General features: G+C 44.0%; 21 protein-coding genes. 8 read left to right on the forward strand and 13 right to left on the reverse strand.

What is annotated here, in order from left to right:
- Positions 1-173: 173 nt before the first annotated feature.
- The 4 genes from R7P36_RS01880 to R7P36_RS01895 all read right to left on the reverse strand — a co-directional run bounded on the left by R7P36_RS01880 (position 174) and on the right by R7P36_RS01895 (position 5,586).
- Entirely contained in the window at positions 174-1,349 is a 1,176-nt protein-coding gene (locus R7P36_RS01880; protein ID WP_054577913.1) for a hypothetical protein, read from the reverse strand.
- Between the two features lie 10 nt (positions 1,350-1,359).
- Positions 1,360-2,151, reverse strand: coding sequence for an outer membrane lipoprotein-sorting protein (locus R7P36_RS01885; protein ID WP_025766823.1), 792 nt, complete (start codon positions 2,149-2,151; stop codon positions 1,360-1,362).
- A gap of 18 nt (positions 2,152-2,169) precedes the next feature.
- The gene (locus R7P36_RS01890) at positions 2,170-4,548 is read right to left on the reverse strand and encodes an efflux RND transporter permease subunit (protein WP_213899300.1); all 2,379 of its coding nucleotides are present in this window, start codon (positions 4,546-4,548) and stop codon (positions 2,170-2,172) included.
- Positions 4,549-4,797: 249 nt separating this feature from the next.
- Positions 4,798-5,586, reverse strand: coding sequence for a TetR/AcrR family transcriptional regulator (locus R7P36_RS01895; RefSeq protein WP_005377913.1), 789 nt, complete (start codon positions 5,584-5,586; stop codon positions 4,798-4,800).
- A gap of 270 nt (positions 5,587-5,856) precedes the next feature.
- Here R7P36_RS01895 and R7P36_RS01900 point away from each other — a divergent pair, with 270 nt between their 5' ends.
- A complete protein-coding gene (locus R7P36_RS01900; RefSeq protein WP_206969840.1) occupies positions 5,857-6,042 on the forward strand; it encodes a hypothetical protein in 186 nt (61 codons plus the stop codon).
- On the opposite strand, the gene R7P36_RS01905 is transcribed toward R7P36_RS01900, so the two are convergent.
- From R7P36_RS01905 to thrS, 6 genes are all read right to left on the reverse strand, one after another.
- Positions 6,035-6,844 (reverse strand): helix-turn-helix domain-containing protein, encoded by an 810-nt coding sequence (locus tag R7P36_RS01905; RefSeq protein WP_005377917.1) that lies wholly within the window; start codon positions 6,842-6,844, stop codon positions 6,035-6,037. The two genes, R7P36_RS01900 and R7P36_RS01905, sit on opposite strands and share 8 nt — an antisense overlap.
- Positions 6,845-7,209: 365 nt before the next feature.
- Positions 7,210-7,527, reverse strand: a complete 318-nt coding sequence (locus tag R7P36_RS01910) for a heavy metal-binding domain-containing protein (protein ID WP_130546017.1) — start codon at positions 7,525-7,527, stop codon at positions 7,210-7,212.
- A 189-nt stretch (positions 7,528-7,716) separates the two neighbouring features.
- Complete coding sequence (gene rplT / locus R7P36_RS01915; RefSeq protein ID WP_004727974.1) at positions 7,717-8,070, reverse strand: 50S ribosomal protein L20; 354 nt, start codon at positions 8,068-8,070, stop codon at positions 7,717-7,719.
- A 40-nt stretch (positions 8,071-8,110) separates the two neighbouring features.
- Positions 8,111-8,305: a 50S ribosomal protein L35 gene (gene rpmI, locus R7P36_RS01920; RefSeq protein ID WP_005377932.1), complete on the reverse strand. Its 195-nt coding sequence runs from the start codon at positions 8,303-8,305 to the stop codon at positions 8,111-8,113.
- 121 nt (positions 8,306-8,426) lie between these two features.
- Positions 8,427-8,978, reverse strand: a complete 552-nt coding sequence (gene infC / locus R7P36_RS01925; RefSeq protein WP_080276913.1) for a translation initiation factor IF-3 — start codon at positions 8,976-8,978, stop codon at positions 8,427-8,429.
- A gap of 3 nt (positions 8,979-8,981) precedes the next feature.
- The gene (gene thrS, locus R7P36_RS01930) at positions 8,982-10,910 is read right to left on the reverse strand and encodes a threonine--tRNA ligase (protein ID WP_005395892.1); all 1,929 of its coding nucleotides are present in this window, start codon (positions 10,908-10,910) and stop codon (positions 8,982-8,984) included.
- Between the two features lie 402 nt (positions 10,911-11,312).
- On the opposite strand from thrS, the gene R7P36_RS01935 reads away from it, so the two are divergent.
- Positions 11,313-12,290 carry a DUF3187 family protein gene (locus R7P36_RS01935; protein ID WP_017821819.1) on the forward strand — a complete coding sequence of 326 codons (978 nt, stop codon included), beginning with the start codon at positions 11,313-11,315 and terminating at the stop codon, positions 12,288-12,290.
- Positions 12,291-12,296: 6 nt separating this feature from the next.
- Here R7P36_RS01935 and R7P36_RS01940 read toward each other — a convergent pair whose 3' ends face one another.
- Positions 12,297-13,040: a sporulation protein gene (locus R7P36_RS01940; protein ID WP_170897138.1), complete on the reverse strand. Its 744-nt coding sequence runs from the start codon at positions 13,038-13,040 to the stop codon at positions 12,297-12,299.
- A 248-nt stretch (positions 13,041-13,288) separates the two neighbouring features.
- Between R7P36_RS01940 and hutC the strand changes: the two genes are divergently transcribed.
- From hutC to R7P36_RS01970, 6 genes are all read left to right on the forward strand, one after another.
- Positions 13,289-13,996, forward strand: coding sequence for a histidine utilization repressor (gene hutC / locus R7P36_RS01945; protein WP_017634851.1), 708 nt, complete (start codon positions 13,289-13,291; stop codon positions 13,994-13,996).
- 129 nt (positions 13,997-14,125) lie between these two features.
- The gene (hutI, locus tag R7P36_RS01950; RefSeq protein WP_017634852.1) at positions 14,126-15,376 is read left to right on the forward strand and encodes an imidazolonepropionase; all 1,251 of its coding nucleotides are present in this window, start codon (positions 14,126-14,128) and stop codon (positions 15,374-15,376) included.
- Position 15,377: 1 nt separating this feature from the next.
- Positions 15,378-16,388 carry a formimidoylglutamase gene (gene hutG, locus R7P36_RS01955; RefSeq protein WP_171345343.1) on the forward strand — a complete coding sequence of 337 codons (1,011 nt, stop codon included), beginning with the start codon at positions 15,378-15,380 and terminating at the stop codon, positions 16,386-16,388.
- A 73-nt stretch (positions 16,389-16,461) separates the two neighbouring features.
- Entirely contained in the window at positions 16,462-18,159 is a 1,698-nt protein-coding gene (hutU, locus tag R7P36_RS01960; RefSeq protein WP_318121994.1) for a urocanate hydratase, read from the forward strand.
- A gap of 11 nt (positions 18,160-18,170) precedes the next feature.
- Positions 18,171-19,706, forward strand: coding sequence for a histidine ammonia-lyase (hutH, locus tag R7P36_RS01965; protein WP_064368094.1), 1,536 nt, complete (start codon positions 18,171-18,173; stop codon positions 19,704-19,706).
- A 335-nt stretch (positions 19,707-20,041) separates the two neighbouring features.
- The gene (locus R7P36_RS01970) at positions 20,042-20,767 is read left to right on the forward strand and encodes a DUF3581 domain-containing protein (protein ID WP_017821813.1); all 726 of its coding nucleotides are present in this window, start codon (positions 20,042-20,044) and stop codon (positions 20,765-20,767) included.
- A 110-nt stretch (positions 20,768-20,877) separates the two neighbouring features.
- Here the strand turns inward: R7P36_RS01970 and R7P36_RS01975 are convergent, their stop codons facing one another.
- On the reverse strand, positions 20,878-21,339 hold the full coding sequence (locus R7P36_RS01975) for a methyltransferase family protein (RefSeq protein WP_033905135.1): 462 nt from the start codon (positions 21,337-21,339) through the stop codon (positions 20,878-20,880).
- A gap of 73 nt (positions 21,340-21,412) precedes the next feature.
- Positions 21,413-24,448 (reverse strand): FAD-binding and (Fe-S)-binding domain-containing protein, encoded by a 3,036-nt coding sequence (locus tag R7P36_RS01980; RefSeq protein WP_213899648.1) that lies wholly within the window; start codon positions 24,446-24,448, stop codon positions 21,413-21,415.
- Positions 24,449-24,467: the final 19 nt, after the last annotated feature.

The raw sequence follows: 24,467 nt of genomic DNA on the forward strand, positions 1-24,467 counted from the left end.
TAGGTAGTGTCCATAAGGGAGTGATTGGTTTTTTGATAGCTGTACATAGTAGCCAAACCGGGCACCAATGCCAAATTGAATTACGAAAAGAAGAGGTTATTGAATAAAAAGAGCACAAAAACGTCAAAAATGTCATCTTTAGTTAATCTGCCGTTTAGTTGTGCCCTTTTGTTTTAGAAATAGTATTGAATAGATAGCTCGATAAAATCGTCATCTCTAGCGAAGTAGAGCAAATCATTTGGTGTTTCATTTTTAAACAACCAAGCATCAATTTGCCACTTAACGTGATTCGATATTCGGCTCGATGCTTCTAACTTAGCATTGTAAACATCATCGTTATCTAAATCCTTCGTAATTCCCGTCAATACTTCCGTTCCGTCCTCATCATTGAGCGCCCAACGAATACCTGCAAACACATCATTTTGACCGATAGTTTGTGCGTTGTTCCCACGACTGTCATAGAGGTACTCACCAATAACTCCCACATCCCAAACCGTGTCAAATGCACCGACGAAGGTATACTCAAAACCCGTCACAAGACCGACATGATTATCAGCGCTATCTCGATAAACACTTTCTAGTTTCCATAACCAATCGCCAACGATTCCTTGCACATCCAGACCGACATGACTCATCAGAGCGTAGTAAGGCTTTAATTCTCCGTACTCAAAACGAAAGTAAGGATCCCGGTTTGTTCCATATAAATAGCTCAGGCCTACGTCCCAATCGCCAAGCATTTTCGAATATCGAAAAGCCACATCTACGTGCTTCTCTTCTCTGCTTGATTCATAGATAGCATCATCAGAGACAACGGGGTCGGTTCGCAAGCGGCCATCTGTACCCGCAAACGTTCGTTCCCTAAAGTAAGGTAACAACATTGCGTGGACGGTGCCCCAGTCTTTGAAAGAGGTAAAATGTAACATCGGCTGACCGAGTTTATCTTCACCATCGACGGCTTCAATGGTATCTGTTTGGTTTACTACATCAACTAAATGGGCTGATTCAGTCACTCCCCAAAAGACCTTACTAATCCCAACTCGAAGCTCATAATCATCCCAATAAGTCAGATAAAGTGCCTCTCGTATGTCACCATGACTTCGCTCATCGTCTAGACCATCCAGACGATAGAAAGGTGTGAAAGTAAAGTTTGCATCACCATTTTGCATCTCCCAGTAAAATTCTGGCTGCAAAACCAATGACGTTTGCGCTTTGCTCTGACCCTGAGAGCCCGTTTTAAAAAACTGACGATGCTCAATATTGACTTGTCCTGCAAGCTCGACGGCAGTCAGAGGCATCGAGTAAAAAAAGGCTGCTGCACTAAGCAACAACCCAGCATTTAATCGCTTCATTTTTCCTCCACTATCTCACTCGCTTCAACACATTCTTATGAAAGTCATTGTCTTGTAATCCAGTGTTAAAACGCATTTCGCTAGTCGTTAGCTCAGTACTTTTTCCTGTTTGATGGTTTGTCATCGCCATAGTGTGCGCTCGCCAATATTGGTTGAGATATTGCTTGTAATCGGAAAAAGAAAGCGTTTTTAACAAAGAGCCTTTGCGGTCGTAAAACTCAACTTTAAGTGGACGATAATGCGCTTTATCTAACCATACCGTTTGCTTGGTATAACCTGAGTTCTTATCGGTCGGAATTTGCTCTACGACGAAAACATCTTGCCCGTTTATGCTGTCATCTTTTAGGTAGTTGAAACGGTATTTTTCAATCTCAAAGGAACTGAGATCCTCATACGCGAATTCACTGCCCATAAAAGGACCTGATTTGTTACGCGAGGAAATACGTTTCACACGTTTCAGTGCAGGAAGGTAAAGCCATTGGTCATCGGCACCCACCGTATGAGAATGGTTAAGAAACGCCGTGCCTTTTACATCTCTCGGTTCATCAAATATCGTGAGCCCTTTGTCACCATCGCCATCAACTTCGAGTGATTGTAAGCGCATTAAACGTGTGCTGCTTTCTCCTTGCGCGTTTCGCAGAATCATTTGCATCGTAGCAACAGAATCCCCCCACCCTTCATCACGGGCTTTGCGCTCTTGGGCAATTTCTAGTCCTTTGGCTTCATCCGCCAACACCGCATGACTCATAATAAGCGAGACAGAAAGTACTGATACTTTTAAGGCATTTTTTACTAAATTCATGTTCGATCCTTTAATTCGTTATGACTGAGTAACAGTCTTGGTTTGAGAGTCAGTTGATTTAAGCTTATTTCGGCGCTCCACCTCGTCGTAAACGCCTTTGTCAAACAACATCAGTAGAGTCGGTAGGAAGATGAAATCCACAACAAGGGCAATAAAGATGACAATGGCACTCAGCTGTCCCATATCGGCATTTAAACGGAAGCTCGACATCGCCAGAACAGAGAAACCAGCAACAAGCACGACCGTCGTAATCCAGAGTGCGCGCCCCACGGTACGAAAGGCGTAGCGAACCGCTTGCTCCGCACTGTGGCCATCTTTACGAGCGTGTTGATATTTAGAAAGAAAGTGAACGGCGTCATCGACAACAACACCAAGCGTTAATGTCACAACGACAGACAATCCCAAGTTAATCTCGCCAGAAACCAGCGCCCAAATACCAAAACCAATAAGCGCAGGAGCAATATTCGGGACAAGACTAATTAAGCCAAGCTTGAATGAACGCAAGGCAAAGATCAGTAATGCAGAGATTAAGACAAGAGTAATGGGCAAGGTTGACAGCATGCTGGCCATATTCGTTTCACCAATATGCGCAAACATCAATGAAGGACTAGAAGCAACAACATCATATTGAGGCGCGTTTTCGTTAAACCATTGGTAAATGCGATTTTCCAAATCAACAAGCTCGACGCTGCCCAAGTTCTCCACGGTGAGAACCATCTTGATCGACGACTTATCTACATTGATTTGGTTGTTCAAATCTAAACCATACGGTAGTGACATTTCATAAAGCAGCAGATATTGAGCCGCTAATTCTCTGTCTTGAGGGAGCGAGTAATAAGCCTGATCATCTCCATGCATGTTCTTGTTTAGGCGCTTATAAACATCGCTCAAGGTCGCAACATGGTCCGTTTCTGGCTGCAACCTTAGCCAGTCAGTAAATTTACCCACGGTATTGAGAAAATTAGGATCCGCAATACCCTGCGATTCGTTGGTTTTTATCGCGATACTGATGTTCGCCATGCCACTGATTCGCTCTTCCATAAAATCAGCCGCTCGGCGAAATTCATTGCTATGGCCAAAGTACTCGACGGATTCATCATTGACTTTGTTCAGTGGAATCAAGCTCGCACTCGCGACAATAACAAGCACCGACAACGGCAATAAAGCATGTCGCTTTGACACCACGAAATCTCCTAAATGATCCATAAAGTGCTTTCTTTCATCAGAAGTATCCGACTTCACCGTAACCGGAAGGATATTAAGCAAGGCGGGAAGTAACGTGATGGAAAGGAAACAAGCAACCATGACGCCAAGGGCTGATAGGTTGCCGAAATCTCTCAGGATTGGAGAATCCGACATATTCATCATTAAAAAGCCGATCGCGGTGGTAATGGAGGTAATCAAGATAGGCATGAAATTGAGCGCAATACTTCGCTCAATAGAGTGGGCTTTACTAAAGCCGTTTTGCATAGACTGACGCATTGTCGCGATGATGTGTACACAGTCTGCGACGGCAAGCGTCATCACCAAGGTAGGCACATTAACGGTCGCCGTGCTTAAGAACATACCAGCCCATCCTGACAAGCCCATTGTAACCATAACCGAGCCGATAATAACGATGAGCGTCGCGATGACGCTAAGCAATGAGCGCAACATGATGGTCAGAAACACCAATATCACTAGTAACATAGTTGGCACTAATGTTGCGCTATCATCTTGGGCTGCGGTCATAAACGCGTAGTTCATTGCAATAATACCAGCCTTGTGGAATTCCGTGTCTGGGTACACTTGCTGATAACGCTCAATCATTCCGTTTATGTAAGCAACCACCTCTTGTACTTCAGCAGTTTTATCTATTTCAGGGAGTTGGACCGTAATGTTTACGACCGTGACATCTCCTTTTTCAGAAATCAGTGAACTTTTCAAAACCGGCTCACTCAACGCAATACTTTTGACTTTCTCTATTCGTTGAGGTGTCAATTCATATTCGCTATACAGTAAATCTTCGACAAGAAGATCATCTTCAAACGCTTCGGTATGCTGGTAGTTAGCGAGGGAATCAACGCGGGTGGAGTATGGAACTTGCCACGCCTCGTCAGTGATCTGCTGAATAAGAGATAATGTGCTAGGAGTAAAAACAGTGCCGCTCTTTGGTGCTATAACCAAAGCAAGACTGTCAGATTTTGCAAAGGTGGTTTGAATTTCATCAAACGCAAGTAACTGCTCATTTGTTCCATCAAAGAAGATGTCGTAATCTCCTCTAAAGTAAAGATTTTTTCCTCCAATAGTTGCTATGACAATCAATAAAACGGTAGCAAGCATCACCAATACACTGTAATTCGTTGGTAGCTTACCACACCCTGAACGGGCGTATTGTTGAACGTTGTGATGTGGCATCACACTCTCCTTTTGTGACGTTTCGTCAAATTTAAAAACTAAAAAAACAGCAAATGCTGTAAATAACCAGACAAACTCGACATGCAAACTTTAGATCGAATGAATTTGGCTACATAAGTTAGTTTTTAGTAACTTCCTATGCTTCTCGTGATCATTGGCTGAACGCCAACCTTCGAGATTTAATGACGATTCGTCACAATAGTGCGATAAAAAAGCCAACCATAACGTCAGATTGGCCTTTCCAGTTTATTAGCGATTCACTGACTCTAAATAAGCAAGCTCTTCACTAAATAACTCCTGCTCCACTCGACGCCAGGTTTTACGGTAGTCCCATTCTGTAGATAAAGGCGACCAACCTAAACCATCAAGTAACATATTCGCGTTGTGCAGTACTGAGAATGGGTCTTGAATTCGCTGAATACATCGACTGTTCGATGCATTTTGCGCCAAAGCGTTTGAACCGAATGCAATAGACCAGTTTGCGAATACAATAGCATCAGAACCAATTGCGGGAGAAAACTTAAGATCACCACATTCTACCGCATTGTTCACCAGCGCATCAGCACCATCTATTACTTGTTCTTCCAAGTTATTCAGTTCATTCACACGTTTAGGCGAAGCCTTCTCTAGAACCCAAGGCGTCTTTGCAACAATCGCACAAGTTGATAGTACTGGCTCCATACGAGCGTAAATACGATAACCTACATGCATCGCAATGATTTTTTCTCTGGTATTGCCATTAAATTTGGCGGTACGTTCGAAAAATATTGCTTCGCTTTTCAGCGAATGAATACAAAGCGCAAGAATCACATCTTCTTTGCTGCAAAAATGATTGTAGATCGTCCCTTTAGAGTAAGGGCTTGACGCTGTAAGCTTGTCCATCGTTAAGTTGGCAAAGCCTTGCTCTTGAACTAAAGACTTAGCCAATTGAATAAGCTCTATCTCACGATCAGCAATCGCCTGTTGCTTTTTTGTTAGCCCTGAAGACACACGACATCCGTCTTGCTTGCTATATTTTTTACAGCGAAAGTTAAACATAATCCTTTGATCCGTATACCAACACACTCCCAATAATTGTAACACGATTCTTTAATACAGGAACGCAACTAAAGTTGACGAACCGTCACAAATGACACTTCGTCATAATAGATCAAAAAACAAACATTTCAAGTATGAATTTATAATTAGAAGATAAATAGCTACCAATTATGCATACCCAAGTAGCTACAGGATGCTTGGTTCAACGAGAATGGTTTCTTTGTAGAGGAAGCGAGAGAGGCTTTGGGAGGAACAACGAAGGAAATCAGCATGTTAAAAATAACGAAAGTAGATGCTGAACAGGTATTTTTCGAAATAAGCCCAAAACACTTTAAGTCTGAATTAAGAGCAAACACCGCTGAATGCCCTACTTACAAAGTATTTGCTGTCTTAGGCTTTTTCTTTTGCAACGCCCTTTCAGAAACTCTCTTCAAAAAAGGCTCAAAATCTATATAGATAGGCTTGGCTTATCACCTGCAGATGCGATGGCATAACGAATATCATCAATAAATCGCCCCTCTGTCTCAATAATGCCGTCAGAGAATGTGACTGGCTGATGTGGCCCAGCAAGTAGAACAATATTAGTAAAATCAGAGACATTAAAGTTCTCTGCTACAACATTTTTGGAATGAAAATCGATGACGGTCTTTGCGACTTGATCTTCCAGTAACAAAAGCTGTTCTTCGGTAATTTTCATACGCGCCAAAGCAACGCGAACACACTTATCGTGGGTAGTCGTCTGCTCTTTTATGATTTCGGTATATTTGTCGTTGAGCTTGGAGTTTTCTGCATAGCTATAATATAAAGGTCCGTGCAGCGTTATATTTTTATCTTCATCAACGTAAACAAGATCCAACAACTCTAATGCTTTTAAGTAATCAGACATGCTCTGCTCAGACAAGTCATACTTTTTCTTTAAAATAGAATAACCATCTTTACCTCGTAGCATTCTCAATTCACGATAAAAGTCGTAAAGGTGAGGGAATTGAAAGAATACCTCATCCTGCGTACGACTAAAGTAATCCTCGTCTTCACCTTGCAATTGATTTGCGAGCTTTTGTAGTTCATCTAACGTGCAATCAACCGCTCTACAATATTCCAGCAACTTATCTAAAGCGAGATTCGTGCTTGTAAGATGTCTCTTAAAGGTAGACAGTGGCATACCCATTTTCTCAGATAGCTCTCGATATGTTAGCCCTTTTGTTTTAATCGCTTGGCGTAATGCGGCTAGCAAGTATTCGGGAGTCAGATCTCTCATCTACAATTCCTTTTGCAATGTTACAGCTGTATAGTATTTGTAACAATTTAGAACCGCTTGGCAAGGTATAAGTTCATATTTTTATAAGAAAAACATGAATTAATATACTGAAAGGAGAATTCACACAACAAATGAAAAATTCAATATGAATTCAGTTTCATTATAGATATAAAATAATATGCAAAATAAAAGTAAAGCAATTACTCTAAATTGTCGTGATTAATTTTAATAGTAACGTAAAGTTGAGAATATAAACCTATTCGCTCTACAAAAATCTAGAATAATTAACCTAAAAGGAACAGAACGGTAAATGCATAATAATTCACCGCCCTCTATTGGCATTTTTGCAATGCTATTCAAGTAGACTAGTTCGCTAATTTCACCGCAGTACCAAATGCCAAAATTTCCGAAGAACCATCTACGATTGAGCTTGTGGTAAATCGAATCCCTACAATTGCATCGGCACCTTTAGACTCAGCGTCCGCCACCATGCGTTGTATAGCAATATCACGCGCGTCGGTCATCATTTCCGTGTAACCACGAATTTCGCCGCCAACAATGCTCTTGATACCCGCCATGAGGTCACGGCCAATATGTTTTGATTGAACAACATTACCAGTTACAACCCCTCTGATTTCAGAGATCTGCTTGCCAGGAATGCTTTCGGTCGTTGTGTAGATCATTTTTAATCCCTTATAAACGTAAAAATTTATACCCAAGCTACCTTATAACTAACATAAGATGCTAACCAATAAATTGAGAAGACTGATAAACAATACTCTAAATAACCAAGCTAAAAGTCATTTGGGTATAAATTTTAGCAATAAAAAAGGAGAGCTAATGCTCTCCTTCTCTTAATCCTAAACTGCTAATTAAAGAGCAGCTTTCGCTTTTTCAACTAGAACTGCAAATGCAGCTTTGTCGAATACTGCGATGTCCGCAAGGATCTTACGGTCGATCTCGATAGATGCTTTCTTAAGACCGTTGATGAAACGGCTGTAAGATAGACCATTTTGACGAGATGCCGCATTGATACGTGCAATCCATAGTTGACGGAATTGACGTTTCTTAGCGCGACGGTCACGGTAAGCGTATTGACCAGCTTTAGTAACTGCTTGGAAAGCTACGCGGTAAACACGTGAACGCGCACCGTAGTAACCTTTAGCTTGTTTTAGAACTTTCTTATGACGTGCACGAGCTTGTACACCACGTTTTACGCGAGGCATTATGCTTCTCCTAAACTAAACGATTGATAACTAAAAAGAATTAAGCGTATGGCAACATACGGATTACTGCAGCCACTTCACATTTTGGAAGGATTGCATTCGGACGTAGTTGACGCTTGTTCTTAGTAGTACGCTTAGTCAGGATGTGACGTTTTGTAGCGTGCTTGTACTTAATACCACCAGCAGTTTTCTTAAAACGCTTAGCAGCACCTTTGTTGGTTTTCATCTTAGGCATGATGAATAACTCCGCATTGAGTAGGTTTAATAAACAACGTAATTAGGGCGAACAAAACCCAGCCGTTATGCCTTTATCGAAAGGAAAGCGGCTAGGTTTTAATTACTTGATGAGCCGTTAATTACTTCTTTTTAGGGGCTAGCACCATGATCATCTGGCGACCTTCAATCTTCTTAGGGAAAGATTCAACTACAGCAATTTCTGCAGTATCTTCCTTAAGACGATTTAGAACGTCAACACCGATGTCTTGGTGTGCCATCTCTCGGCCACGGAAGCGAATTGTTACTTTCACTTTGTTGCCTTCTTCAAGGAAACGCGTCAGGTTGCGTAGTTTTACCTGATAGTCTCCAATATCAGTTCCAGGACGGAATTTTACTTCCTTGATCTGGACCTGCTTTTGCTTCTTCTTCTGCTCTTTAGCAGTTTTGCTCTTCTCGAAGAGGAACTTACCATAGTCCATCACACGACAAACAGGTGGCTCGGCGTTAGGACTGATCTCAACGAGATCCATACCAGCTTCTTCAGCAGCTGCAATGGCTTCTTGAATCGATACAACACCAACTGATTCACCGTCAGCGCCTGTTAGTCGAACTTCACGAATACCACGAATTTCACCGTTGATACGGTGCGGGTTTTGTTTTACCGGCTGTTGGCCACGTCTTCCGCCTTTAATAGCTTATTCCTCCAGATTGAGCTTACGGCTAGAGATCTCGTCTTGTATGTATGCAATAAAATCATCCACTTTAAATTTACCAAGATCTTTACCTTTACGAGTACGCACTGCAATTTCGCCAGCTTCCATTTCTTGGTCACCAACAACAAGCATATACGGTACACGCTTCAAAGTATGTTCGCGGATTTTAAAGCCAATCTTCTCATTTCTCAAGTCCGCTTTAGCTCTAATTCCACTTTTTTGTAGTTTTTGTACTATTTCTTGAACATAACCTGACTGTTTATCAGTAATGTTCATAAGAACTGCTTGTTCTGGCGCCAACCAAGTTGGGAAGAAACCAGCATATTCTTCGATAAGGATACCGATGAAGCGCTCTAGTGAACCTAGAATCGCACGGTGAATCATTACCGGTACAAGACGTTCATTGTTTTCACCTACATAAGTAGCGCCTAGGCGACCTGGTAGGTTGAAGTCTAGCTGGACAGTACCACACTGCCACGCACGGTCTAGACAATCGTATAGTGTGAATTCAATCTTAGGGCCGTAGAACGCACCCTCGCCTTCTTGAATTTCGTATGGGATATCCATCGATTCAAGAGACTGCTTCAATGCTTCTTCAGATTGATCCCAGATTTCATCTGAACCTACACGTTTCTCTGGACGAGTAGACAGTTTCACTACGATGTTGTCGAAACCAAATGTTTGGTACGTATCGTACACCATCTTGATACAGTTTGTTACTTCTTCTTGAATTTGGCTCTCAGTACAGAAAATGTGAGCGTCATCCTGAGTAAAGCCACGTACACGCATAATACCGTGTAGTGCACCAGATGGTTCGTTACGGTGACATGAGCCAAACTCAGCCATACGTAGCGGTAGGTCGCGGTACGATTTTAGACCTTGGTTGAAGATCTGTACGTGACCTGGACAGTTCATTGGCTTAATCGCGTATTCACGGTTCTCAGAAGAAGTTGTGAACATTGCATCAGCGTATTTATCCCAGTGACCTGAGCGTTCCCAAAGAACACGGTCCATCATAAGTGGACCTTTCACTTCTTGGTAACCGTACTCATCTAGCTTAGCGCGGATGAATACTTCTAGATCACGGAAGATAGACCAACCATTGTGATGCCAGAACACCATACCCGGTGCTTCTTGCTGCATGTGGAATAGGTCTAGTTGCTTACCAATCTTACGGTGATCACGCTTCGCCGCTTCTTCTAGGCGAGTTAGGTGCGCTTTCAGTGCTTTCTTGTCGTGGAAAGCCGTACCGTAGATACGTTGAAGCATTTTGTTGTCGCTGTTACCACGCCAGTAAGCACCTGCAACATTCAGCAAAGTGAAGTGTTGACAGAAGCTCATATTAGGAACGTGAGGACCACGACACATGTCGATGTATTCTTCATGGTGGTAAAGGCCTGGACGATCATCGCGAGATACGTTTTCGTCTAGGATTTCAACTTTGTATGGTTCGCCACGTGATTCAAACGTATCACGCGCTTCCTGCCAGCTTACTTTTTTCTTAACCACTTCGTACTTGGTTTTCGCTAGCTCTTTCATACGCTTTTCAATCTTTTCAAGATCTTCTTGCGTTAGAGATTCGTCTAGGTCGATATCGTAGTAGAAGCCATTGTCGATGGTTGGACCGATCGCCATTTTAGCTTGAGGGTAAAGCTGCTTAAGAGCGTGACCAAGAAGGTGAGCACAAGAGTGACGAACGATTTCTAGACCGTCTACTTCATCTTTAACTGTGATGATTTCAAGGCTTGCGTCTTCTTCAATTAGATCACACGCATCAACGCGGTTACCGTTTACACGACCAGCGATAGTTGCTTTTGCAAGACCAGGACCGATCGATTGCGCAACTTCCATAGTAGAAACTGGGTTGTCAAATTGACGCTGACTGCCGTCAGGAAGAGTAATAATAGGCATGCTATGTCCTTTACAGTGGTGTTGCACACCAAGCAACACATGTTATTCAAATTAGAAGCTATTTGTTGAAAATAGTTGAGAGTCAATAAAGGCCTCTCGGTAACACGAATACCGGACCGTTATCGAAAATGGGATTGTACCTAGCTCACATTTAGAATGCAAAGCGCGATTTTGTTTTGTCATAAGAACTTAACCGCAGACCCGTCACGACAATCTGATCATGCTTTTTAAGAGACCGCATAACTTGTAAACGGAATTGCCCCCCAATGAACTTACACAACAAATTACAATATCGCCTATTACGTCTGAACCGATACAAAGCTTAACACGCTTGGCGAGAGCTCAACGTGCGATTTAGGTATATAGTTGTTTTATAGAGTAGTTTGTATGTAGGTATTCATCATGGTCTATTTCAAATCGCGCTTTATGGTACTTCTAAGCACCTCGATATGTTCTTTGCAAGCCTTCGCATCAAATGACTTATATGGCCCGCTGCGTTCTTACGCACAATCCCCAATGCAAGTGGTTAGTCACACCAACATACTGCGTTCAGGGCATAGTCTGCCCTCTGGTTTTGTCGAAGCCTATGGTTCGGGAACCGTGGCAAGTGTTTGGGCTCATACTGATGAATACGCACTGGATTATTACCACAATCAAATCGAATTAGGCAGCAAATGGCAAGTCAGCAACCGTTGGCAGTGGGAGCTCAACTATCGATGGGTCTTTGCCGCTGACAACCATTTAGATGGACTGACGAAAAGCTTCCATAAACTTTTCGGTATCGGACAAAATGGGCGGGATAAAGTAGACAGAGATCGTTTTTACATTTCAATGCCGCAATATAATGTGCTTGAAGATGATTTCGAAGGACAAACACTAGCCAATAACCTATCTACTTACTTACAGTATCAAGTGTTCCAAAATGAACATCACGGCCTATCGATTGGCGGCAGTTTGTATTTTAACGATGTGGCTCACGGTACTTTTCAAGGTAGCAGTTTCGAGCAAGGCTTCCAATTAAACTACAGCTACTTAAGTGATGCTCATGCATTTTATTCGATGATTGGCATGACTTTTCGCTCGGATGACCGTGCCTTGCTCGATCTGCCCTATCGACATAATACGATTGCCATTGCGGGTGGGTACCGTTATGCCTTAGAAGATAACCATCACCTGATGTTGGAATATCATTGGTATCAAGGGTCAACAGAAGGGCCCACAGAGTTTGCTGATGCCTCTAATGAACTGGTATTGGGCTATCGATATCTAATGGAAAATTCAGCGCTTGAGTTTTTAGCCGTAGAGAACGCAAGAAACATGGATAACAGTACCGATATCGCTTTCACAATAGGATATCGGTACATATTTTCATCAAGGTGATGAGAGCTATAGATTTAGCGTTGGTGCCACTGCGGCTGCGACTTGAGCATCGGTTGCATTGATCGGCAACGTAAACGAGCGATATTGGTCACCAGCCAAACTGAGCGAACGGTCAATCTCTGCCAAACAATGCATGACCTGCCCTTCCAGAATAAAAGAGAGCTCAATTTCTTTTGATGAGATAAAGCCGCTGTTACGGAACTCTAGCTCTTGATAAATACCAGAGCGAGAAGCAAACGAGCCACCGCGCAAAAAGCCTTTTTCAACATCGGCTTTAACCATAGTGAAGCCAGCTTGCTCGATCGCTTGAATAACCCGAGATGCTACTGGTAGTGGTTTCACTTCAATATAGTCACGGTCACGCGGATCAATTGCAAAATCAATATCTAACGTCGTCTCGACCCAAACATGACATTGATTCTTAAGTGCGCTAACCGCAGTAATTGGTGTTTCGTCATGCAGTTTTAGCTCAAACGGAACCTGCTTTTCTTCATTAGGTTGAATCACAAAAGGGTCAACTGCTTTCAATTGATCGATAGTGAAGGTTTGATAACTTACGCTATCATCCACTTCGACTTTCATTTCCGTGTTCAATTTAATCGTAATAGCATCAATTTGTTGTTCGACGTCTCCACCTTTGATATAAACCTGCCCTTTCAGCGTCGCTCCTTGAAACACGCTCATTTCGTCCAAAATGGTATCTACTTTTGCAGAGCCGATCCCCAGTGATGCTTTCAATTTTTTAAACATATTTTTCCTTTTTTAGCGACTTTTCTTCTAATAATCGTTTGTTTACACAATTGTTTTCTGCTGTGCAAGCAATAGACCACAAGAAAATGCTTGAATTCAATCATCAAGCCAAATAATGCTCAACAGCAAGAGTCATTCAGCTCTGCAATAGGATTGTTCGGTCACTAAGCGGTACATTCGTCGAGAAATGTTTGCAATTTGTACCTAAATTAAGCAGTATTTGTATAGTCAAATAAAGGAAAATGATTATGTCTGCACCACTCTACATTCAAATTAAACAATTTATCCTGGATAAAATTGAGGCTGGAGAGTGGGTAGTTGGTCATCGCATCGCCACCGAGATTGAGCTTACCGAGCAATTTGGTGTCAGTAGAATGACAGTGAACAAAGCAATTCGGGATTTAGTTAATGAGGGCCGATTACAACGTCGCCCACGCTTAGGCACGTTCGTGTGTGATCCTGGTGAAAAGTCAGAATCTCCCCTGCTAGACATTCGAAACATTGCCGAAGAAGTCAGCGATAGAGGGCGAAAGTATGGCAGTAAAGTGCTCAAACAGATTGCTATAAAAGCAGATGACAACATTGCGACAAAACTCGGCGTTATGTTAGGCACGACAGTGTTTTACAGTGAAATTATTCACTATGAAGACCAAACGCCGATTCAATTGGAGCTCCGCTGGGTGAATAGCCAATATGCCCCGAGTTATTTAAATCAAGACTTCACACAAATCACTCCAAATCAATACCTGTCAGATAATTGCCCACTCAGCGCGATAGAACATACTGTAGAGGCAATTGTGCCTGAAAGCCGTATTAAGCAAGACTTAAAAATGCAAGCCAATGAACCTTGCCTTCTCTTGAATCGCAGAACGTGGAGCCAAGATAAGTTAGTCAGTACCGCCCTACTTTATCACCCTGGTAACAAATATAAGCTGAGCTCAAAAGTGCTCATTTAAGGACAAGATTTGTCCTCTAGATCTACGTTTTGATCACATTTTAGCAACATCAATCTTGTCAGTGTTCTTATTTTGCTCTATTTATTTGTATATACATTTAATGATACAAATAAACACAGGGACACAAACATGGATTTGCTGATTGAAAACGCACGTCTAGTTACCATGCAATCGGGAGAATGCGGATACCTTCCAACGCCTCCAGCGCGCATTGGTATTCAATCTGGAAAAATCGTTGCGATCAGTACCTGTGCCATTGGTGAAGACGCACCGCAAACCGAGTCTCTGTTGTCTGCCCAACATTACCCTCAGAGTATCGATCTTCAAGGCCAGTTAGTTCTGCCAGGTTTGATCGACTGCCACACTCATCTTATTTACGCGGGCAATCGTGCCAACGAATTTGAAATGCGCTTAAACGGCGTGCCATATCAAGAAATTTCCAAACAAGGCGGCGGGATTCTCTCAACGGTACATGCGACACGCTCTGCAACCGAAGCACAACTAGTTGAGTTAGCGTTACCACGTTTAGATGGGTTACTCGCGAGTGGCGTCACTTCTGTCGAGGTGAAATCTGGCTATGGATTGACACTGAATGATGAAATAAAAATGCTCCGTGCCGCCAAAATGCTAGAGCAAGAGCGCAAAGTTAAAATCACCACTACACTTCTCGCCGCTCACGCTATTCCGCCAGAGTTTCAAGGTCGTGCAGATGATTATATTGAGCACATTTGTCAGGACATAATCCCTGTTGTCGCAAAGGAAGAATTAGCTACGAGTGTCGATGTTTTTTGTGAATCGATTGGTTTCAATCTTGAACAAACAGAAAAAGTGTTTGTAGCTGCAAAACGCCACGGCTTAAAGGTTAAAGGGCATACTGAGCAACTTTCTAATCTCGGTGGTACAGCCCTCACTGCGCAATACAACGGTCTGTCAGCGGATCACATCGAGTTTTTAGATGAACAAGGTGTTAAAGCACTTGCTCGATCAAACACCGTCGCCACTCTATTGCCTGGCGCTTTTTATTTTCTAAGAGAGACTCAGTTACCACCGATTGAGTTATTGAGAGAGCATAACGTGCCGATGGCAATTGCTACGGACGTCAACCCAGGTACATCACCATTTTCTGATCTCACACTCATGCTGAATATGGCGTGCACGCTATTTCGCCTTACACCGCAAGAAGCACTGCGTGGTGTAACGCAACATGCAGCCAAAGCACTGGGTTATCAAAACTCACGTGGCGAAATCAAAGTAGGGTTTGATGCGGACTTCTCTATCTGGGATATCGAAAGCCCTGCGGATTTAAGCTATCAAGTCGGAGCAAAACGTCTGGTAGGTCGTATAGTAAATGGTGAATACATTTCACACGGAGGCCAATAATATGTCTCAATTCGACCTACACTCTCCCCTATTTCATTGGCAAGGCCGTCATGATGCCGAGGACGGCAAGCTTGGTCAGCGAATTCATCACGTTGTTCAACGCCAAAAAGCAGATGAGTTGAGTGCCGTTGCGCATGGCGTCTCATTACTCGGTTTTGCTACCGACGCTGGCGTTGCGAGAAACAAAGGACGCATTGGCGCGAAAAAAGCGCCAGACTTAATCCGACGAGCACTCGCTAATTTAGCATGGCACCAAGACGCCCCACTATATGACTTAGGTACTGTGGTGTGTGAAGACGACTTACTGGAAGAGAGCCAAGCTCTATGTGCAGCAACCATTTCAAGCGCACTGCCCCACACGCCAGTCATCGTGCTGGGTGGTGGGCATGAGATTGCGTGGGCCTCCTTTTCCGGCTTAGCGGGGTATTTTAAAGCGCACCATCCAGAGAAGAAACCTAAAATCGGCATTATCAATTTCGATGCGCATTTCGATTTGCGCGCATTTGAGAGTAACCTCGCCGACATAAGACCAAGCTCTGGTACACCCTTCAACCAAATTCATCATTTTTGTCAACGTAACGATTGGGACTTTCATTACGCTTGTATTGGTGTAAGCCGTAGTAGCAACACTAAAGCACTATTTGAAAAAGCAGATGCGTTAAATGTTTGGTATGTAGAGGACAATCAGCTCTGCTACTTAAACCACAGTTATCACTTAACTCAGCTTCAGCATTTTATTGACGACTGTGACTACCTCTATTTGACCATTGATCTAGATGTATTTCCTGCCGCAACCGCACCTGGAGTCAGCGCACCAGCAGCTCGGGGAGTGAGTTACGACACTATTGCACCCTTTTTAGAGCGAATTCTTCATTACAAAAATAAGCTAATGCTGGCTGATATCGCCGAATACAACCCAAATTATGACGTCGATAGTCAAACTGCACGATTAGCTGCCCGTTTGTGTTGGGATATCGCCAACGCGATGGCGGAAAAACAGCACAAACCATAATGCATCCCAGATGCCACTGATTATTACGACCAAGCAAGTACTTGGTCATCACGAGAAACTAAAGGAGTCTGAAATGACACAGCGCCAGGGACAAGATCCACGACTTGATACAAGCAGAACAATTCGTGCACCTCACGGAGATAAACTGCGCGCAAAATCTTGGCTAACCGAAGCCCCTCTTCGTATGCTGATGAACAACCTTGATCCTGATGTTGCAGAACATCCACATTCACTGGTTGTATATGGCGGCATTGGCCGAGCAGCGCGAAACTGGGAATGTTACGACAAGATTGTTGAAGTACTTGAAAGACTCGAAGATGACCAAACGCTTTTAGTTCAATCAGGCAAGCCTGTTGGTGTTTTCCCTACTCATAAAAATGCCCCACGCGTGCTTATCGCAAACTCAAACCTTGTTCCGCATTGGGCAAACTGGGAACACTTCAACGAGCTCGATAAACAAGGCTTGATGATGTACGGCCAAATGACCGCTGGCAGCTGGATATACATTGGATCGCAAGGTATCGTACAAGGCACATACGAAACGTTCGTATCTGTTGCAAAAAAACACTTTGACGGTGAAGCAAAGGGCCGTTGGATTCTAACAGGTGGTCTCGGTGGCATGGGTGGTGCTCAACCTCTCGCTGGTACAATGGCGGGCTTCTCCATGATTGCAGTAGAGTGTGATGAATCACGTATCGATTACCGCCTACGTACAGGCTATGTCGATAAGAAAGCGACTTCTTTAGATGAAGCGCTAGCTATCATTAAAGAGTCAGACACACCAATATCGGTTGGCCTACTAGGTAATGCAGCAGACGTTTTCTATGAGCTGGTAGAACGTAATATCACGCCTGATGTCGTAACAGACCAAACGTCTGCACACGACCCACTCAATGGCTATTTACCACAAGGCTGGAGCATGTCTCACGCAGCAGAAATGCGTTTGCAAGATGAAGCAATGGTCGTAAAAGCCGCGAAAAAATCCATGGCTGTGCAAGTTCAAGCGATGTTAGAGCTGCAAAATCGCGGCGCCGCAACACTCGACTATGGCAACAACATCCGCCAGATGGCCTTGGAAGAAGGCATAGAAAACGCATTTGATTTCCCTGGCTTCGTTCCAGCCTACATTCGTCCTCTATTCTGTGAAGGTATCGGTCCTTTCCGTTGGGCTGCTCTCTCTGGCGATCCTGAGGACATTTATAAAACCGACCAAAAAGTAAAAGAGCTAATTCCAGATAATCCGCACTTACATAACTGGCTAGATATGGCTCGCGAACGCATCCAGTTCCAAGGTTTACCTGCGCGTATTTGCTGGGTTGGTCTTAAAGATCGTGAGCGTCTTGGTCAAGCATTCAACGAAATGGTGAAAAATGGCGAACTTAAAGCGCCCGTTGTCATTGGTCGAGATCACTTAGATTCTGGCTCTGTAGCAAGCCCGAACCGTGAAACCGAAGGTATGATGGACGGTTCTGACGCCGTATCAGACTGGCCATTATTAAACGCGCTACTCAACACGGCGGGCGGCGCAACTTGGGTTTCACTACACCACGGTGGTGGCGTAGGTATGGGCTTCTCGCAACACTCAGGTATGGTTATCTGCTGTGACGGCAGTGAAGATGCCTCACAACGTATTGCCCGCGTGCTGCATAACGACCCAGCAACAGGCGTGATGCGTCATGCTGATGCGGGATACGATATCGCTAAACAATGTGCAGCAGAGCAAGGGCTAGATTTGCCAATGCTCAACGAAGAACTGAAGAAGCTCAAGTAAGGATGAAAGAGATGTTAAATTTAACGCTAAAGCCAGGTCATATTAGCTTAAACGAACTACGCCAAGTGAGCCGTTCACCAGTCAACCTTACTTTGGATCCTGAAGCCATTCCGGCCATTGAAGAAAGCACACAGGTCGTAGACCGAGTCATCGCGGAAGATAGAACGGTTTACGGAATTAACACTGGTTTTGGGCTATTGGCTAACACACGAATAGCACCAGAAGATTTAGAAACACTGCAACGCAGTATCGTTCTTTCTCATGCGGCAGGTATCGGTGAGTTTATGTCAGATGAAACGGTTCGTCTGATGATGGTATTAAAAATCAATAGTCTGTCTCGTGGCTTTTCTGGGATTCGCCTAAAAGTCATTAATATGCTGACCGACCTAGTCAACGCACAAGTTTACCCTTGCGTACCTAAAAAGGGCTCTGTTGGCGCATCAGGTGACTTAGCTCCTCTAGCCCATATGAGCACTGTATTACTGGGAGAAGGACAAGCTCGCCACAACGGTAAAATCATTTCCGGGCAAGAAGCATTAAAAATCGCAGGTCTAGAGCCTATCACTCTGGCGCCAAAAGAAGGCTTAGCGCTACTAAATGGGACTCAGGCATCCACAGCGTTCGCATTGGAAGGCCTGTTTATCGCGGAAGACCTTTTCGCGTCAGCAACCGTTTGTGGTGCAATGTCTGTTGAAGCCGCTCTCGGCAGCCGACGTCCATTCGATCCGCGCATTCACCGTGTACGTGGTCATCGCAGCCAAATGGACGCAGCACTCGCATACCGTCATTTGTTAGACACATCGAGTGAAATAGGTGATTCGCACACTAACTGTGAAAAAGTACAAGACCCGTATTCTTTGCGCTGTCAGCCTCAAGTGATGGGCGCGTGTTTACAGCAAATCCGCAATGCGGCGGAAGTATTACAAGTAGAAGCGAACTCCGTATCAGATAATCCGTTGGTGTTTGCTGAAGATGGTGACATCATCTCTGGCGGTAACTTCCACGCGGAGCCTGTTGCAATGGCAGCCGACAACCTAGCACTTGCGATTGCCGAGATCGGTAGCTTGTCTGAACGTCGTATGGCATTACTTATCGATAGCGCGCTATCAAAACTACCACCGTTCTTAGTCGACAATGGTGGTGTGAACTCTGGTTTCATGATCGCTCAGGTGACCTCTGCTGCGTTAGCAAGTGAAAACAAAACGCTCGCTCACCCAGCGTCAGTAGACAGCTTGCCAACATCTGCAAACCAAGAAGATCACGTGTCAATGGCAACATTCGCGGCTCGCAGATTGAAAGAAATGGGCGAAAACACTCGCGGTATTCTGGCGGTAGAATACCTCTCAGCAGCACAAGGCCTAGACTTTAGAGCACCAAACAAGTCCTCTGAGCGTATTGAGATTGCGAAACAAATGTTGCGTGAAAAAGTATCGTTCTACGATAAAGATCGCTACTTTGCTCCAGACATTGAACAGGCAAACACTCTGCTTAAGCTGGCTATCCACAACACGCTCATGCCAGAGAGCTTGTTACCAAGTATTCAATAATTAAGCATAACTGGCATTTCATCGAATAAACAGATGATGACTTGAAGGCTCTACGTTCTGCGTGGAGCCTTTTTACATACGATTAAACATGTTGATGGCACTGTTTATGAACGCCTGTCTACTTTGATGGCTATACTTTAAAAGATAGGCGAGCGAAAAGGTCGTTGTTTATTGCTTTCACAAATAAAAGCGTTGCTAAAGTATGCGTTTTTAACGGTTTATCCGCCGAAATAGTGTCTTATTGTTAGGATACGGTGAAGTTTTCACTGGATGGACCATTGCTACGCAGATATTCGCATATAATCCCACACAGTTTTGGTTACTACGTAAAAATTATGTTTCTAACACCTTATTTTTCAAACACTAATCACCAGTTTCAGTTCACTCGCGAACAAGCAAGCCACTTTGCAAAACGTGTCGCAGGTGACTACAACCCAATTCATGATGAAGACAACAAACGCTTTTGTGTCCCTGGGGATTTACTTTTCGCAGTGCTCCTTAGTAAAGAAGGCGTTAGCCAAAAGATGCGTTTTAACTTCTCTGGCATGGTAAACGATGGTGTAGCACTTCATATTGAAAATAAGTGTGACAAAGAAAGCGCTGTTGTTGACGAGGCAGGTAAAGAATACTTACACATGTCCCGTGAAGGTGAAACTAACCACGATCCGGCATTTATTGAGCATGTAGTGACAAATTACGTGCAATTTTCTGGTATGAACTTCCCTCACATCATGGTTCCTCTTATGGAAGAGAAGCAAATGATGATTAACTGCCAGCGTCCATTAGTTATTTATGAAAGCATGGAAGTCGAATTTTCACGCTTAGACCTTACGCATCCAGAGGTGGATTTCACTGGCGCAACATTCGATGTAGAAGGAAAACGAGGTGTAGTCACCTTAAACTTTGCGTTCAAAGAAGACGGTGAAGTCGTTGGTAAAGGTATTAAGCGCATGGTTGCAAGTGGCTTGAAGCCATATGACCAAGAAGCGGTTGACGACCTTGTACGCCGCTTTAATGAACGTAAGGATGCATTCCTAGCAAAGTTCGTTAAGGCAGCCTAGTCGACTGCCCTATCAGAAGCGCACAAAAAACGTGTTTACTAAAAGAAAGCCCAACGTCGACCGTTGGGCTTTCTTTTTATGTCTCATCCAAACAAAACTAAACGCAATGCTTAGAGCCAACGACGAACATGGTTTTTATAATCCACATACTCTTCACCAAACAATCGCTCTAAAACGCGTTCCTCAGGCTTGATTTGAAACCGATTCATATAACTGACAAATATCACGCCACAAAGCACCACACTCAAGTGCTGCCACCACAAACCAGTTGCTATGATTAGAAGCAATAATGCCGTGTACATAGGGTTGCGTGAAAAGGCAAACACACCAGTTCTTACAACAGAAGATGCCGCTTCAGGTTTTACTGGGTTCACTGTGGTTTTTACTTTGCGAAATTCATACACGCCAGCAATGCCCATGTAGCCAGACAACAAAGTTAATACACCTACTACAAATTCAACAAAGGGGACTCGAATGTTCATGCTCGGCGTCAAAACTTTAAGTCCGTACATCAAAAGTATGACTAGCAAAAACACCGCAACAGGTGGGACTTTGAGTTCAAGTTTTCTCAAGATCCATATCCTTTGAAAGGGTCTAAGTACGGTTTCTAAAAAGCCCAGTAAAACTGGGCTTGATTTAGTCCGATTACAACAAAGTTAACAATGCCTGAACGGGATGCTTGGGCTTCGTTCCTTCAAAGCGTTTCACTTGGCTGCGGCAAGAATAGCCTGTAATCAAACATCTCTCGCTATCCAACTTATCTAAGCTTGGCTTCCAGCTTAAATTGTAAATGTCTTTCGACATCGACAACTTATCAACCTCATGACCAAACGTACCCGCCATACCACAACAACCAACAGGTACCGTATTCAAAACTGCACCAAAGTGAGCAAAAATAGCGCCCCACTCTTTTTCCGCATTTGGCATTTTGGTTTTCTCAGTACAGTGCGCAAACAGATACCAAGGTTCCTGCGCCTTATGCTCTCCGCTTTCAAACGCTTCTAGTCTTGGGTAAAGCCATTCGTGGGCTGTTAGTACATCGAAATTACCTCGCTTACTGCCAAGCACTTCAGCGTATTCATCTCGATAACACAGCACCAAAGCAGGATCGACGCCAACTAATGGAATATCCAGATCCGCTACCATCGCCAAGAACTTCGCTGTGTCGGCTGCTGTGTCCTTAAACTGACGTAAAAACCCTTTAATGTGTTGTGCTTTACCATTCGGCTTAAACGGCAGAAGCACCGGATTCATACCCAGCTTTTTCAATAACTTAACGAAGTCTTCAACGACATCAGCGTCGTAGTAACTAGTGAATGGGTCTTGAACAATTAAAACATGCTTGCTCTTTTCAGACGAAGACAAACCACTGAGCGCTTGCAGATCATAAGGCGTTGTCAGCGACTCTACTCGTTGTTTCAAGGTGGGTACTGATAACAACGGCGCATCGACATACCCGACCGTAGATGCCGTTAAACTTTTCACCCACGACTGCTTCAAAACACCATTTACGACACCTGGCGCTTTTGCCATCATCGGCAGCATAGTCTCAATGTTCGCAACCAGATAGTCTTTTGCAGGACGTTGATAACGAGAGTGATAGATGTTTAAAAAGCGTGAGCGAAAACTCGGAACATCGACTTTAATCGGACACTGGCTCGCACATGCTTTACACGCCAAACAACCATTCATCGCTTCATACACTTCGTGGGAGAAATCGTATTCGTGACGACGATTGATAGAATGACGTACACGGTCAATCATGGTTTTGATTGATGTTCTGTTTTCTAGCGTTTGCTTTTCTAAGTCAAGGATATCAATGCCTTGTTCAGTGAGCTGACGCAACCACTCGCGAACCAAACCCGCACGACCTTTCGGTGAATGACGACGATCGGCTGTTACTTTCATCGATGGACACATTGGCGAGCTAGTATCGTAGTTAAAACACAAACCGTTACCGTTACATTCCATCGCTTGTTTAAAGCTGTCACGTACTTGAACGTCAATCTGACGGTCATAGTAACCACGTTTGGTATCGGTAACTTTGACAAGCTCTGCATCACTATCCAGCGGTGTACAGATTTTGCCCGGGTTCATTTTGTTGTGTGGATCGAATGCCGCTTTCACACGTCTCAGTTCAGTAAACAACTCGTCGCCGAAAAACTCAGGGCCATATTCGGAACGGAAACCTTTGCCGTGTTCACCCCACATCAAACCACCGTATTTCGCCACCAGCTTGACCACTTCATCAGACACTTCGTGCATCAATGCTTCTTGGTGCGGGTCACACAAATCCAACGCAGGACGTACGTGAAGCACCCCAGCATCGACGTGACCAAACATGCCGTAATTCAGAGACTTGCTGTCTAACAGCTCTCGAAACTCTACAATAAAGTCCGCCAGGTTTTCTGGTGGCACACAGGTATCTTCAGCGAATGCGACCGGTTTAGCACGACCTTTTGCTGCGCCTAACAAACCCACCGCTTTTTTACGCATGTTGTAAATACGCCCAATGCTCGCTACATCATTACAAACTTGGTAGCCGATAATGCCCGCTTCTTCTGTTTCCAACATGGTATCGAGCTTGGCGGTCAACGCTGCAACCTGAGCAGCAACTTCCTCTTCGTCCTGACCTGCGTATTCCACCATATTGATGCCAAGCATCTCTTTATTTGGAACATCGGTAAGTAAATCGCTCACGGTGTGCCAAACGATATCTTGCTTCGCGAGATTAAGCACTTTTGAGTCAACGGTTTCTACAGACAGCGCTTTCGCCTCTACCATAAACGGTGCATTACGCAGTGCAGAATCAAAGCTGTTGTATTTAACGTTAACCAAAGTACGTGCTTTCGGAATTGGCGTCAGGTTAAGCTTTGCTTCGGTAATAAATGCCAATGAACCTTCCGCGCCGCACAGTACTCGTGTGATATCGAAACGGTCGTCGTCTTCATTCAAGGCATTTTTTAAATCGTAGCCCGTTAAAAATCGGTTAAGAGGAGGAAACTTATCTACGATCTGCTGGCGTTTTTCACGACATACGGATTCCGTTACTCGTAGCGCCTTGGCAGCAAACTCGCCTTCTTTTGGGTAGCCGTTGGACAGATCTGATTCTAAAACTGAGCCATCAGCAAACACCGCTTGTAGCGACAAAACATGATCGGATGTTTTCCCGTATTTCAGAGAACCTTGACCAGAAGCATCGGTGTTGACCATGCCGCCAATCGTTGCACGGTTACTGGTAGATAAGTCTGGAGAGAAGAAGTAGCCATAAGGGCGAACTGCGTCATTTAACTGGTCTTTCACTACACCAGTTTGTACACGAACCCAGCCTTCTTTCTCATTAATCTCAAGCACTTTGTTCATGTGGCGAGACATATCCACCACAATACCTTTGGTTAGCGACTGACCATTGGTCCCCGTGCCGCCACCACGAGGTGAAAAGGTAATTCGTTCGTACTTTTCTTTATTGCTCAGTTTCCCGAGGAGAGAAACATCTTCTGTCGTTTTGGGATGAACGACAGACTGAGGAAGTTGCTGGTAAACACTGTTGTCAGTGGCAACCGCTAGTCGACTTGAATATTGGCTTTCGATATCACCAGTGAATCCGGCGTGCTCAAGCTCTTTCAGAAAACTAAGAACAAGAGGATCGACATCAGTTTGCGAGTGTAATCTTGGTAACATTTGCTTCCTGCCCCTACGA

Source organism: Vibrio sp. 397 (assembly GCF_033339395.1).
GTDB classification, from domain to species: Bacteria; Pseudomonadota; Gammaproteobacteria; order Enterobacterales; family Vibrionaceae; genus Vibrio; species Vibrio alginolyticus.

Excerpts from the sequence above, each read along its gene's own strand:
- R7P36_RS01880 (WP_054577913.1), bottom strand. The coding sequence starts at position 1,349 with ATGAAGCGATTAAATGCTGGGTTGTTGCTTAGTGCAGCAGCCTTTTTT.
- R7P36_RS01885 (WP_025766823.1), bottom strand. The coding sequence starts at position 2,151 with ATGAATTTAGTAAAAAATGCCTTAAAAGTATCAGTACTTTCTGTCTCG.
- R7P36_RS01890 (WP_213899300.1), bottom strand. The coding sequence starts at position 4,548 with ATGCCACATCACAACGTTCAACAATACGCCCGTTCAGGGTGTGGTAAG.
- R7P36_RS01895 (WP_005377913.1), bottom strand. The coding sequence starts at position 5,586 with ATGTTTAACTTTCGCTGTAAAAAATATAGCAAGCAAGACGGATGTCGT.
- R7P36_RS01900 (WP_206969840.1), top strand. The coding sequence starts at position 5,857 with ATGTTAAAAATAACGAAAGTAGATGCTGAACAGGTATTTTTCGAAATA.
- R7P36_RS01905 (WP_005377917.1), bottom strand. The coding sequence starts at position 6,844 with ATGAGAGATCTGACTCCCGAATACTTGCTAGCCGCATTACGCCAAGCG.
- R7P36_RS01910 (WP_130546017.1), bottom strand. The coding sequence starts at position 7,527 with ATGATCTACACAACGACCGAAAGCATTCCTGGCAAGCAGATCTCTGAA.
- rplT (WP_004727974.1), bottom strand. The coding sequence starts at position 8,070 with ATGCCTCGCGTAAAACGTGGTGTACAAGCTCGTGCACGTCATAAGAAA.
- rpmI (WP_005377932.1), bottom strand. The coding sequence starts at position 8,305 with ATGCCTAAGATGAAAACCAACAAAGGTGCTGCTAAGCGTTTTAAGAAA.
- thrS (WP_005395892.1), bottom strand. The coding sequence starts at position 10,910 with ATGCCTATTATTACTCTTCCTGACGGCAGTCAGCGTCAATTTGACAAC.
- R7P36_RS01935 (WP_017821819.1), top strand. The coding sequence starts at position 11,313 with ATGGTCTATTTCAAATCGCGCTTTATGGTACTTCTAAGCACCTCGATA.
- R7P36_RS01940 (WP_170897138.1), bottom strand. The coding sequence starts at position 13,040 with ATGTTTAAAAAATTGAAAGCATCACTGGGGATCGGCTCTGCAAAAGTA.
- hutC (WP_017634851.1), top strand. The coding sequence starts at position 13,289 with ATGTCTGCACCACTCTACATTCAAATTAAACAATTTATCCTGGATAAA.
- hutI (WP_017634852.1), top strand. The coding sequence starts at position 14,126 with ATGGATTTGCTGATTGAAAACGCACGTCTAGTTACCATGCAATCGGGA.
- hutG (WP_171345343.1), top strand. The coding sequence starts at position 15,378 with ATGTCTCAATTCGACCTACACTCTCCCCTATTTCATTGGCAAGGCCGT.
- hutU (WP_318121994.1), top strand. The coding sequence starts at position 16,462 with ATGACACAGCGCCAGGGACAAGATCCACGACTTGATACAAGCAGAACA.
- hutH (WP_064368094.1), top strand. The coding sequence starts at position 18,171 with ATGTTAAATTTAACGCTAAAGCCAGGTCATATTAGCTTAAACGAACTA.
- R7P36_RS01970 (WP_017821813.1), top strand. The coding sequence starts at position 20,042 with ATGTTTCTAACACCTTATTTTTCAAACACTAATCACCAGTTTCAGTTC.
- R7P36_RS01980 (WP_213899648.1), bottom strand. The coding sequence starts at position 24,448 with ATGTTACCAAGATTACACTCGCAAACTGATGTCGATCCTCTTGTTCTT.